The following is a 12,203-nucleotide window of genomic DNA, read 5'->3' on the forward strand; positions in this document are numbered from 1 at the left end:
TACTCCCAGTCGAGCACCGCCGGGACGGCGCCGTCGTCGAGCAGCACGTTGGTAGGCAGGAGATCCCCGTGGGCGAACCGCCAGCGGACGCGACCCGCGATACGCCGATACAGAGTCAGCAGTCCCATGACAGCGTCAGCGCCGAGCACGCCATGCCCACCCGGACCATAGCGACGAATGCGCTGCGGATAGTCGATCGCGGGAACGAAGACCGCCGGAGCTGCCCAGTCCGAAAGCGTGTCGGAGACGTACAGGAGCGCGGCGGCAGCCGCCTCGGACAGGGGCGCATCCGGATAGCGATGGCGGGCCACTGGTAGGCCGGGTATTCGTTCGACAAGCAGCAGCCCAGGAGCGGGAGGCGCCAGCAACACCGGGACCCGCACCGGTGGAGGCTCGGCGGCGAACGCCTCGTAGGCGGCGCTTTCACGAGCAAACCGCTCCCGCCACGGCCGCGCCTGATCGGTAAGCACTTTCAGGACGGCCGGCTGACCACCATAGGTGCCGGCCAGCAGAACCGCCTTGCCGGTGTCCGCCACCATCTCCCGGAGACGGAAATCCGGGTAGCACAGTCGCACACGCCGCGCCTGGTCGGCGTTCAGACCATCCCTCCCCTGGCGTGCCGACATCCCGGCCTCCCTTCCGACCCGCCTCCACGAGACCAGCTCGTCACCCACCCTCGCTTCAGCGGGTACCCCAGCAGTAACGCCCCACTGATACCAACCACAGGCCGAAGATCAGAGCGTGGGCTGGACTGCGGCATCCATCGGGTCGATCACAGTTCACTCCTGGGCCAAGCGCTATGCCACTCCGCGCGGAAGCCCCAGACCAGAAACGCCGCTGGTCAGGCTCCTGACCGATCGGCGCGGTAAGCGTCGACGACCACGGTGAACTGGCCGTTCATTTCACGTTATCGCTGTGCTCAGCTGCGAAAATGCAGATCCGGCGTGAGCGGAAGTGCGCCAGTTTACCGTGGTGCCGTCGATCTTCCCTCGGTGCTGTCTCTGAGCCGGATGGCAGGGGTCGACTATCAACGCGGTCGCTTCGAGTTCGCCATCGTCGCCCCGCTGGCGAAAGGTCCGCCGCCGCRGGGCCGGCCGGGCCCTCCGCCCGTCGTCACCGATCCGCAGGTCGAGCACGCGGGCACCAGCGCCGACACGGTTACAGAGCGCGAAGTGCCGCTATCGATTCCACGAGTCCGCTACGTTCGAGTTGTCGCAGGACATCGTCGACGGACTCCGGCGGCTTCGTACGGGAGTCCACGATCTGTTGGATGGCCGCCACCACCGCCTGCCCTCTAATGCTCAGCTGGTCCAGCACAAAGGCATCGGGCGACTGCGCCTCCACGGCCCACGGTTCCAGATCGGCAGCCGGGAAATCCTTCAGGTTCCGGGTGACGATGACCTGCGCGCCAGCCTTGATCGCGGCAGCCAGCACATGCCGGTCATCAGGGTCGGGAAGCTTCAGTCCGTCGACCAGCGGCTCATAACCGGACACCAGGACGTCCCGAACGGATGCGTTCATGAGACTGCGGAGACGGTCGCGCTTCCCAGCCGAGATCTCCGGCCTGTTTCGCCTGACCGCGGCGAGCATCTCGTCGAGGATCTCATTGGTCCACTTCGCCTGGACCAGGCCCGACTGCGCGATCCGGATCAGCAGATCGCGCAACGTGTCCGGGTAGAGCACGTTGGCGTCATAGACCACGCTGAAGGCCATCGGTCAGTACAACCCCAGTTCCTGGGTCAGYGCGGTCAGGTCGTCGGCCGCACCCCTGCGCTCCAGGTCGTCGCGACTCCGATACTCGTGAAGATCACGGAACCTGACCCTCCGATGGGTACCGACCAGACGGAACGGGATCTCGCCGGACTCCAACAGCCTGATCAGATAGGGCCGGGACACGTTCAGGAAGTCAGCTGCCTGCTGCGTGGTCAGCTCAGCGGAGTCTGGCGTGACGTTGACACTCTCCCCCTGCGCCAGAAGCAGGAGGATCCTGGCAAGCAGGACGGTCGCCTCCCGCGGGACCACCAGGGCGTCATCACCCGCCAACTCCCCCCTGATCGTGTCCTGATCAGCACCAGGGTGCGTCGTGAGGTACTCACTGATACGTCGCGCCGCACGCCGAGCAAGCTCCGCACCGGAATCCCGCCGCGCCGCGGCGTCGTCAACCAGGCCGGGCATCCGCACCACCCCACCAACATCCATGGCCCCCGTCCGCTGATCCCAGCGACTCCAACCGCATCATCCGCAACAAACGCAATATCCGCAAGTCCCGGGTGCGTAGGCCGACACCCATCGTGCCTACGACCTGGGCAGCTAACGCCCCCTGGAGCAGGACTCTCGCGTCCACGGCCACGCTCCCGCGTTCGGTGAGGCACTCCCACCCCCGGCCACCGCGAGGTCGCGCCAACGCCAGTTCACCGCCGTCCGAGCGCTGTGCTACACCACTTCAGATCATCAGAACGGCACAACCGCTGGTCAGACGCCTGACCGGTCGGCGCGGTAAGCGTCGATGACCACCGTGAACTGGCCGTTCATTTCACGTTATCGCTGCGCTCACCTGCGAAAAGCCTGATCCGGCGCGAACGAAAGTGCGCCAGTTCACCGTGGTGTTGTCGATCTTCCATCGGCATCGTCGTCCGGCCCCGTCAGCGGGAGGTCGACGCGGAGTGCGGCCGTTCCGAGTTCGTAGTCGTCGCTCGGGCTCGGCAAGGCGGGCCGCCGCCTCGTAGAGGCCGGGTAGGACGGACGGGCCGGAGATGGCCGCCGCGAGCCGGGCGAGGTTGTCAGGATTCGGCTCGGGAACGATGTCGAGGTCACCGGTGATGTTGGGGGAGCCCTGCAGGCGGGGGCCGGGCGGGACTGATGGTCATCCGTCAATGCCTCTAACCGTTACGTGATCCTCRCTGACTCGAAACGGCATTTCGAGGGTCTGTGGGACTGTGTCGCCAGAAATTCGGGTGCGTCGCCGGGCCGGTAATGGCAGCATAATAGAGTGTGCTGACAGGTCCATGCGAACCGGTGCTGGGAGACGCGTTCGGCCGCGTGCTCACCCGCTGCTGGGCGTCCGGCGCCCGCCCGGGGTCGGTGTTCGCGGTACTCGAGCGCGACGACGGCCGTGTCGATGTCGAGGACGCGGCCAAGTACTTCGCAGACCCGGACACATGGATCACGACCGAACGGTGGGCCTGCGAACGGGCCGTCGGCCGGGTCCTCGATGTGGGCTGCGGCGCCGGCAGACATCTACTCACGCTTTCCAGCGCGGGCCACGAGGCGGTCGGGCTCGAGCCTTCCCCCGGCGCCGCAGCTATCGCCCGGGAACGCGGTGGTCACGTTGTCGAGGGGACAGTGACACAGCCGGGAAACGGGCTCGGCACCTTCGACACGATTGTGATGTTGGGTAACAACCTCGGTTTGCTCGGCAGCCGTGAACGTGCTCCTGAGGTGCTGGCCAGCCTGGCTGCTCTCGCGGCTCCGGGCGCACGTCTACTCGCTAGCGGTATCGACCCATATGGCACCTCCGACGACAGTCATGTGGCCTATCACGCATGGAACATCAAGCGAGGGCGGCTCCCGGGACAGGCGACCCTGAGGGTCAGGGATGGCGCCACGGCGACCCCGTGGTTCGATTATCTGTTCGTGTCCCCCGATGAACTGGCTCACCTCACCGAGGGCTCCCCATGGAGTGTGCGCATGGTGGAGCGAGACGGGGCCAGCTATCTCGCGACTCTGGATCTGGCCGTCTGAACGTCCGCGACACCCTGCCACCGCCTGCACCAGCACTGCCCGTCTCCGGCCCGGCAAGGGGCTTCGGCCACCGGCCGGAAATCGCTGCACAGCCTTGATCGTCATCAGCTTCGAAGGACCGCGATGAATACTTGATCTTCACCTCAGGCTTGTCGCTGCCCGCGAGTTTCACGTCGTGGACCCGAAGCCTCGCGCCGACGATCATCATGACAGCCGCCAGGGGGCCACTCTCGGGCCAGCGCGCGTGTCGGCGGGGCGGGCCATCCTGGACGCCCACTCCACCTCCGAACGGAGCCAGACCCAGACGGAGGGGCGAGGGCCGAGGCTAGTGATCTAGCTCGCCGCCCCGGGATCAGCGAGCCCCTACTTAACTTCTGGGTTAAGCTGTTGCAGTGTCGCGCTGGGAAGTGCTCTTGGTCGACGATGTCGCCGCATGGTTCGTTGACCTGACCAAGAACGACCCCCACTCAGCCGACCTCGTTGAAGACGCGATCGATCGACTTGCGGCTGCGGGCCCGACGCTCGGCCGGCCGCTGGTGGACYGGATCAAGGGTTCGCGCCACCACAACATGAAGGAGCTGCGGCCGGCTTCGGYGGGCCGGAGCGAGATCCGGATCCTGTTCGCGTTCGACCCTGTCCGCCGGGCGGTGCTGGTGGTCGCCGGGGACAAATCCGGCGACTGGCAGCGTTGGTACGAGACAGCCATACCCCTAGCCGACGAACGCTACGACCTCCATCTGGCCGAAATCGACGGGAGGGAATACCGGTGACTGCACTGCGATGGGAAGACGTCAAGCGCCAGGCCGAGCAGGCCCGGACCGCGGCGGGCCACCCGCCCCGCAGCGACGCCGATCGCGAGGCAGGGCAGCGCCGCCTCGACGACGAGATCCACGCCTACCGGCTGGCCGAGGTGCGGCGCAACCGTACCCTGACCCAACGTGAAGTCGCCGAAGCTATGGGCGTCTCCGGCCCCCGCGTCTCGGACGTGGAACGCGGCAAGCTCGACGTCGTGTCCGTATCGGTTCTACGCGCCTACGTCGAGGCTCTCGGCGGGAAGCTGAAAGTCACCGCCGAGTTCGACGACTCGAGCTACATCGTCGCCTGATCGATGGCAGTGATCAACGGAGAGCTCCCGTGGACTCGTGCGGGAGTCCGCAATCTGCCGGACGGCGGCCACCACCGCCGGTCGAGTCAGCGCCAGTTACCGCTCCTCCAAGCGCTATGCCACGGGACTTCAGATCATCGGCCCAGCAAAATCGCTGGTCAGGCGCTTGACCGGTCGGCCCGGTAGGCGTCCACGACCACCGTGAACTGGCCGTTCACGGTGACGTCGGCGAGGCTGCCGGCGATCGCGCCGACGCCGGGCAGGGGGACGAGGGCTCGGACGCAGATGACGAAGCGGGCGCCCGGTTCGAGGGTGGCAGCGCCGTCGCCGGGGCTGCCTGCGCCGCAGTCCGCGTCCTCCGGGGCGAACCTGATCTCGGGCGCCGAGTGGATGCCCTGGTCGGCGAAGGCGAGCTGGGCGGCGAGCCGGGCGCGTTCGACGCCGGCGGATTCACTCGGGGCGGTGGCGTAGGCGCGGCCGGCTTCGCGTGCGGCCTGGGTCACGCCGAAGGCGGCCCGTTGCACAGCGAAAACGGCAAGGAAGAGGTAGACGAACGGAACCAGGAGAACCAGTGACAGTCCCACGAACTCGATCATCGCGGAGCCGCGATCCGCGTCGCCTGCCCTCGCGCCCCGACCGGACGGGGGGAGCCTCGTAAGCCTGCCCGCGCCGGCGAACCTGTTGGACCCGGYGAACCTGCTGGGCCTGGCGAACCTGGGCGAGCGGGGCAGGACGCGCGGGACCTGGTGGAGGAGCCGGGCCGGTCGGGCGAGACGTCCCAGCCGTGGGGTCACGGGGTCTCCTTCACGGCGTGGCCGGTCACCGTCAGGGTCACGCCGTCGCCGAGCGGGACAAGGCTGAGCGGGACGACCACGGTGCAGGTCACCCGGACCAGCGGGATGTCTCCGGGGCCTTCCTCCTCCTGCCCGGTGCAGACGGCGTCGGAGCGGCCGGGCAGCGACTCGGCGATGAGCTGCTGGGCGTAGGTGCCGCCCTCGGCGGCGGGCACGTCCACGTTCGCGGCATGCCGGGCGCCCTCGGCGGCGTCCGCGGCCAGGGTGTTGCGCACATGCAGGACAAGGCCCACCTGGATGACACCCAGGATGACGATCAACAGCAGGGTCCCGACGAGGACGAACTCGACRATCGCCGAACCGTTGTCCGCGCCGTCCTGCGCGCCGGGAGATCCGGCTTCCGCCTGAGCGTCRCCGTCGCCCGTGCCCGGTTCGCCCGCGCGCGGCGGGGGCACGCGAGGAGTTCTGATGCGTTCGCGCACGGCCCGTCAGTCGCCGCCGATGCCGGTCACCTGCTCGATGGCCGAGGTGAACAGTGACTGCAGTGCCGGCGTGGCGAGGGTGGCGATCGCGACCACCAGGGCGGCGGTCATCACCGTCACCATCACCCAGCCCGGCACGTCGCCGCGGTCCGAGCCGGCCGCGACCCGGCGTGCCTGCCAGGCGGACCATCGTGCCGCCGCCTGTGAGACGGCCTGACCTGGCCTTCCGCTGAACCTTCTCATGTCCCCTCCCGATGTCGATCCGGTGCCGCGGCGCCTTACCGCGTGCGCACCGTCTTCCGTGCGGGTTGCCGCACGAGCGGCCTGACTGTCCCCGCGGACCTCGCTGGGGCCCCTGTGGACGTCACCGAGGCCCTGTGGATGTCATTGGGCGATCACCGTGAAGCTGACGAGCGCCGGGTAGAAGGCGAAGATCACCGTCGTCGGGAGAATGAGGAAGACGACCGGGATCATCATCGCGATCTCCTTGCGCCCGCCGGCTTCGAGCAGCTGGCGTTTGCCGGCCTCACGGACGTCCACGGCCTGGGCACGTAGGACGTCCGCCAGCGGTGTGCCACGTTCGATGGCGACGGCCATGCCGTCGACGAAGCGGGTGAGTGGCGGCAGCGGGGTGCGGGTGGCGATGCCTTCGAGTGCCTGGACGAGGGTGGCGCCGGCGTGGGCGTCGGCGAGCGCGAGGCGCAGTTCGGTGCCGAGCTCGCCGCGGGTGAGGCGGCTGACCCGTTCCAACGCGCCGATCGCCGACTCGCCGGCGGTGACGGCGAGGGCGAGCAGTTCGGCGACGGTGGGGAACTCCATGAGCATCCGGTCCTCGCGCTCGCGGATCGCGCGGCTGAGCCACCAGTCCCTGGTCAGGATGCCGCCGGCGGTGCCGGCGACGACGAGTGCGACGCCGACGAGCGCCGGCGGGCCGATACCGAGCAGGGTGCGCGCGGCCAGGACGAGGGCACCGAGCAGCGCGCCGGTCACCGCGCAGATCACCTGCTGGGCACGAAACTCCTCGATCGAGGTGCGGCTGCCGGCCTGGACGAGCCGGCGGGTGAGCGCCGCCCGGCCGCCGAGGAAGCGGTCGAGGCGCGCCGCGGCGTCGTGGAGGAACGGGCGGGCGAGCGCCTCGACCGTCCCGAGGCCCAGGCGGGACGCCGCCGCCGTCCCCCGGGCGTGGGCGCGGTGGGAACGCTCCGCGTTCTCGCCGGGCGCAGCCCCTGCCCCTGCCCCGGACCCGGCGCCAGGTCCGGCACCGCTCGGGGCGCCGCCGTCCCGGCGGCGCGGGGTCTCCGTGAGCAGCCGCGACGGGGATGGTGTGTCGCGCAGGTAGGGGTCGATCCGATCGGCGAGCCGCACCCGGCGTGCGGGGGGCGACCGGTAGATCACGATGACCAGGCCGGTTCCCAGGATGAGGCCGAGCAGCGCGCCGGTCGCCGCCGCGCTCATGGCCGGGCTCCTTCGCTGGGCGGAGTGCGTGTCATCGCCGGAGCACCCGTTCCTCCTCGGGCAGCCGCCCGATCCGTTTCATCAGCAGGTAGGCCAGGACGGAAACGCCGGCCCCGCCCGCGAGGACGGCGACCCCGGTCGGGCTGTCGTAGGCCCGGACGTTCTCGCCGCGACTGGCGAGCAGCAGCAGGACGATCCACGGCGCGGCCATGGCGAGCCGGGCGGCGTTCACCGTCCAGGTCTGGCGGGTCTCCAGCTCGGCGCGGGTGCGGGCGTCCTCCCGCAGGAAGGTGGACAGGGTGCGCAGCAACCGGCCGAGGTCGGTGCCGCCGACCTCGCGGGCCATCCGCAGCGACTCGATGATCCGGTCGGCGACGGGGTCGGCCAGCTCGTCGGCGAGACGGTCGAGGCAGGTGGTGAACGATCCGGTGGCGCGGTAGTCCTCGCCGAAGCGGGTGAACGCGGGGCGCAGCGGCACCGGGCCGCGCACACCGACCGCGGCGAGCGCCTCCGGCAGCGACAGGCCGGCACGCACGGCGCTGGCGAGGTTGTCGACGACGTCCGGCCAGACCTCGCGCAGGTCGTGCATGCGGGAGCGGCGGCGGCGCAGAACGAGCTGGCGGGGCATGAACGAGGCGAACACCGCGAAGGCCCCGGCGAGGGAGAACGTGCCGGAGAAGGCCAGGATGACCAGGCCGACCACCAGCCCCAGCGCGACGCTGATCAGCAGGAACTGCTGCGGGCTGACGCCGCGGATGCCCGCCTGGGCCAGCGTCTCGCGCAGGTCGCGGGCCCAGCCGGCCTCGGCGCGAGCCGCCGCGCCGCGTGCGCGTGGACGTCCGCTCATCACGATCAGGAACAGGCCGAGGCCGAGAACGAGACCGAGCAGGATGCCCATCAGCGCTCAACCGCGATCTGCGGGTGGGCCCGCTCGTGGGCGGGTGCGCTGAGCAGGGCGGGCAGGTCGTAGCCGGCGCGCAGGAACCGATCGGGGTGGGGCGGGTAGCCGTCGGCGCGCAGCAGCATGGCGCCGCGGCTCTGGAAGATCTGGGCGACCTCGACGATGTCGCCCTCGGCCCGCCCCGAGAGCGCGACGATCTCGGTGACCCGCCGCCGGCCGTCGGCCTCCTTGGCGAGGTGGACGACGATGTCCACACTGGCGGCGACCGTCGGCACGACGAAGGAGTGCGTGACGTTCTCCCCGGCGAGCAGCGGCAGGGTGCACAGCTTGGTGACCGCCTCGCGGGCCGAGTTGGCGTGGAGGCTGCACATGCCGGGCAGCCCGGAGTTGAGGGCGATCAGGAGGTCGAGGGCCTCCTCCTGGCGCACCTCGCCGACGAGGATCCGGTCCGGGCGCATCCGCAGCGCCTCCTTGATGAGGCGACGCAGGCGGATCTCCCCGGAGCCCTCCAGGTTCGCCTGGCGGGTCTGCATGGCCACCCAGTCGGGTGCACGCAGGCGCAGCTCGAAGACCTCCTCGACGCTGATCACCCGCTCGCGGGCGGGAATCGCCGAGCCCAGGCAGTTGAGCATCGTCGTCTTCCCGGCCTGGGTACCGCCGGCGACGATGACGTTGAGACCGGAGATGACCGCGGCCTCCAGGAAAAGCGCCGCGTGCGGGGTGATCGTTCCGAGCGAGACGAGCTCGTCCATGCTGCCGGCGGACAGGACGAACTTGCGGATGTTCACCGACCAGTGCACTCGGGTGACGTCGGGGATGACGACGTGCAGCCGGGAACCGTCAGGCAGCATCGCGTCAACAAACGGGGTGGAGAGGTCGACCCGGCGCCCGGACGACTTCAGCATGCGTTCGACCAGGTCCTGCACCTGGTCGTGGGTGAGAATCGTGGTTGTCAGCTCGCTGCGGCCGTGCCGGGCGACAAACACCCGGCCGGGTTCGTTGATCCAGATCTCCTCTACCGAGGGATCGTCGAGATGYCGCTGCAGCGGACCGAAACCAGCCACCGCGTCATAGACCGTGCGGGCGGTCGCATCCCGGTCGACCACCGGCGGGAGATCACTGGTGAGAGCACGTTCCTCGTACTCGGCGACGACGTCGTCCACGAGCTGACGAATGTGCACGGGTTCCCGTACCGGGTCCAGGGATCGACGACGTATCARCTCACGGACCTCTCCTTCCACCCGAGAGGTCGCGTCCATCCAGTTCCCGCGTGCCACCGCCACCGAAAATCGCCGCTCCTCGCCCATATCTGCGCGGCCCGCTCCGCGCGCTTCGGACAACCGCTACGAAGCGTAGAAAGCGGGTCACTCGCCATCAACCCTTTCGAGGGGGTACGCAAGCAACAACGTTCGCACAACCTCGGCGACCCCTCGGCGCCGGGTCGGACCACGGGCAGCCACGCACCGCCGGCAGCCCGACCAGATCCCAGAACCGATGTCACTCTGCGTGACAGATCTTCGAGGGTGCTGACGGGAAAAGTGCCATCCTTTACCCTGATTACGCGGAGCCATCCATCCGTTCGGGCAGTGCCTTCCCAGTGCCTGACGACGGGTCGTGAGATCACCATCGAAACGCCGGCCGGGTGCAGCGGGATCGGGCCGCGAGAGCGGTAATCTGCCGGCGGTCAGAAACCCGAACGTCGCGCCACGACAGAGAAACCGACAACGCGCGGTCCGCGCCGACTGGTGGTCTTCCCCCACACCGCCTTCCACGTCGCCGACCGCCGCCGACGCCTGCCTCGGGGGTCATTCACGTGCCCGGTCAGTCATTGTCCCGCCCCGCCGAACGCCCACCGGGCACGGCTGTTCCACCACCGCAGTGGAAAGCGGCCGCGTTCTGCGCACGCCGACCGACTCTCACCCGGGGACAACGATGAAGGCGCACCACGACCCCGAGCCGTCCGACGTGTTCGCGACCGCCTGGGATGTTTTCCGACGAGTTGTCGAGAACTGCCCGGTCGGGATATTCACCGCAGATGTCTCAGGCCGGCACGTCTTTGTGAACCGACACTGGACCGTGCTGACCGGAGTGCCCCGCGACAAGGCCGTGGGGCGCGGCTGGGAACGGGCGGTGCACCCCGAGGACGTCCGTGCCGTCACCAGGCGTTGGCGCCAGCTCGTGACCGAGGGTGACGAGCTGACGATCCAGATTCGCCTGCTCCGGCCTGACGGCAGCGCCCGGCCAGCGATTCTTCGGGCGGCGGCGGTCGTCGGCGAGAACGGACACCGGCGGTTCGCCGGCACCCTCAGCGCCCTCTCCGACCCCGGCCCTGACAGCCGGCCGAGCACGGGAGCGCTCGACGGCACCAGCGCGCCCGGGGCGGCCCACGTCACCTACCAGGACGCCGGACTCGCAGCCGCCGGTACCGACGCGACCGGCGCTCACGTCGCTGGTTCGGATGCCGCCGGTTCGGATGCGGATGCTGCTGCGGGCCCCCCCACTGGCAATGCCATCAACGAGGTGGACGACACGGCCGGCGTCATGGTCCACGCGGAACCCGAGAGCGGCGGCACCGCTCCCGCCGGCGGCGACGGGCGCGACACCACCTGCCCGAACACCATCGAGCTGCTGCGCGAGGAACTCGACCGGTTCGACATGGTCACCGATGACCTGTGGTTCCCGCCGAGCGATGACGTGGATCATCCGGGCCAGAGCTGGACGGTACCGTCCCCGCGCCAGCCCTCGTCCGCCGAGGTGGACCCACCGAGCGTGGATCCTGCTGACCCGCGCCGGCCGGATGGCCCGGGGCGCCCGTTCGCCGACACTCCCTTCACCGACATGCCGTTCCGGGACATGCCGTTCCGGGACATGCCGTTCGCCGGGCCACCCCGGGGCCAGGCTCGAGCGTGGCTTCCCGGACGAACACCACACGGACCCGGCGCGGCGGACGGCCGGGACGCCGGCCGGCACACGGACGCCGGCGAGGACAGCCATCTTCCCCCGGTCCCCCGGTCCGGCGCGGGCGCTCACCGCGGTGCGCTTCCGCCCGGGGCGGAGTGGCGTGCCGCCGTCTCAGCGCACAGCACCGTCAGCGGCCCCCATCCCTTCATTCCGCGGAACTCGTCGACCGGACGGAACTCGGCATCGGGCTCGCGGTCGACGGATCCGTTCGCGTCCCAGCCGGGTCGCGGCTCGGCGGACGCGCGGCCTGGGCACGGTGCCGACGACAGCGGATGCGGATGYGCGTTCACCGAGATCCGGCGGCTCGCCGATGCGTGCCACGAGCGGGAGCGCTGGTTGACCACGCTGCTCGCCGAGCTACCCTCGGCGGTGCTCGTCGCGGATGTGGACGCCCGCGTCGTGGCTGTGAATCAGGCGTACTGCGACCTGTTCGACCTGTCCGAGGCCCCGGTCGACCTCATCGGCACGGACTGCCGGGCGCACATTCGGCCGATGCCCGGGCTGGTGGAGGATCCAGCCGGCTTCGCTCACCGACTCGACACCCTCCTACGCCGCCGCCGGACGCTGCGGCGTGAGGCGGTGATGTTCGCCGACGGCCGGGTGTTCGAGCGCAGCCACATTCCGCTCGCGGGCCCGGAGGGCTACCACGGCCACGTGTGGCTGTACGTCGACGTGACCGACCGGCGCATTGTCGAGGCTGAGATCGAGGGCCTCATCTCAGGCCTCTAGTGCGTTGACCAGGAACTTTTCCGGTTGTGGGTGGG

The 12,203-nt window shown here is 69.7% G+C and carries 13 protein-coding genes; 4 read left to right on the forward strand and 9 right to left on the reverse strand.

What is annotated here, in order from left to right; all coding sequences use genetic code 11:
* The 3 genes from CC117_RS03600 to CC117_RS03610 form a co-directional block, all read right to left on the reverse strand.
* A partial coding sequence (locus CC117_RS03600) for a phosphotransferase (RefSeq protein ID WP_157905338.1) occupies positions 1-626 on the reverse strand: 626 nt, incomplete at its 3' end.
* Positions 627-1,158: 532 nt separating this feature from the next.
* Positions 1,159-1,713, reverse strand: coding sequence for a PIN domain-containing protein (locus tag CC117_RS03605; protein WP_071082347.1), 555 nt, complete (start codon positions 1,711-1,713; stop codon positions 1,159-1,161).
* Between the two features lie 3 nt (positions 1,714-1,716).
* Positions 1,717-2,175 carry a helix-turn-helix domain-containing protein gene (locus CC117_RS03610; RefSeq protein WP_071082355.1) on the reverse strand — a complete coding sequence of 153 codons (459 nt, stop codon included), beginning with the start codon at positions 2,173-2,175 and terminating at the stop codon, positions 1,717-1,719.
* A gap of 840 nt (positions 2,176-3,015) precedes the next feature.
* Here CC117_RS03610 and CC117_RS03615 point away from each other — a divergent pair.
* The 3 genes from CC117_RS03615 (at position 3,016) to CC117_RS03625 (ending at position 4,846) form a co-directional block, all read left to right on the forward strand.
* Complete coding sequence (locus tag CC117_RS03615) at positions 3,016-3,741, forward strand: class I SAM-dependent methyltransferase (protein WP_071082348.1); 726 nt, start codon at positions 3,016-3,018, stop codon at positions 3,739-3,741.
* A gap of 407 nt (positions 3,742-4,148) precedes the next feature.
* The gene (locus CC117_RS03620; protein WP_071082349.1) at positions 4,149-4,511 is read left to right on the forward strand and encodes a type II toxin-antitoxin system RelE/ParE family toxin; all 363 of its coding nucleotides are present in this window, start codon (positions 4,149-4,151) and stop codon (positions 4,509-4,511) included.
* Complete coding sequence (locus CC117_RS03625) at positions 4,508-4,846, forward strand: XRE family transcriptional regulator (RefSeq protein WP_071082350.1); 339 nt, start codon at positions 4,508-4,510, stop codon at positions 4,844-4,846. The genes CC117_RS03620 and CC117_RS03625 overlap by 4 nt, the downstream gene beginning before the upstream one ends.
* Positions 4,847-5,004: 158 nt before the next feature.
* Here CC117_RS03625 and CC117_RS03630 read toward each other — a convergent pair whose 3' ends face one another.
* The 6 genes from CC117_RS03630 to CC117_RS03655 all read right to left on the reverse strand — a co-directional run bounded on the left by CC117_RS03630 (position 5,005) and on the right by CC117_RS03655 (position 9,737).
* Positions 5,005-5,442, reverse strand: coding sequence for a hypothetical protein (locus CC117_RS03630; RefSeq protein WP_071082351.1), 438 nt, complete (start codon positions 5,440-5,442; stop codon positions 5,005-5,007).
* 194 nt (positions 5,443-5,636) lie between these two features.
* Positions 5,637-6,095, reverse strand: coding sequence for a TadE family protein (locus CC117_RS03635; protein ID WP_084131457.1), 459 nt, complete (start codon positions 6,093-6,095; stop codon positions 5,637-5,639).
* A 33-nt stretch (positions 6,096-6,128) separates the two neighbouring features.
* Positions 6,129-6,365 carry a hypothetical protein gene (locus tag CC117_RS03640; RefSeq protein ID WP_018635329.1) on the reverse strand — a complete coding sequence of 79 codons (237 nt, stop codon included), beginning with the start codon at positions 6,363-6,365 and terminating at the stop codon, positions 6,129-6,131.
* Positions 6,366-6,506: 141 nt separating this feature from the next.
* Positions 6,507-7,577, reverse strand: a complete 1,071-nt coding sequence (locus CC117_RS03645) for a type II secretion system F family protein (protein WP_071082352.1) — start codon at positions 7,575-7,577, stop codon at positions 6,507-6,509.
* Between the two features lie 31 nt (positions 7,578-7,608).
* Positions 7,609-8,475: a type II secretion system F family protein gene (locus CC117_RS03650; protein ID WP_071082353.1), complete on the reverse strand. Its 867-nt coding sequence runs from the start codon at positions 8,473-8,475 to the stop codon at positions 7,609-7,611.
* Entirely contained in the window at positions 8,475-9,737 is a 1,263-nt protein-coding gene (locus tag CC117_RS03655) for a CpaF family protein (protein WP_071082357.1), read from the reverse strand. Before CC117_RS03655 ends, CC117_RS03650 begins: the two co-directional genes overlap by 1 nt.
* Positions 9,738-10,410: 673 nt before the next feature.
* Between CC117_RS03655 and CC117_RS03660 the strand changes: the two genes are divergently transcribed.
* Positions 10,411-12,168, forward strand: coding sequence for a PAS domain-containing protein (locus CC117_RS03660; protein ID WP_071082354.1), 1,758 nt, complete (start codon positions 10,411-10,413; stop codon positions 12,166-12,168).
* The last annotated feature ends 35 nt before the right edge of the window (positions 12,169-12,203 follow it).

This window comes from Parafrankia colletiae (assembly GCF_001854655.1).
In the GTDB taxonomy this organism is placed as follows: domain Bacteria; phylum Actinomycetota; class Actinomycetes; order Frankiales; family Frankiaceae; genus Parafrankia; species Parafrankia colletiae.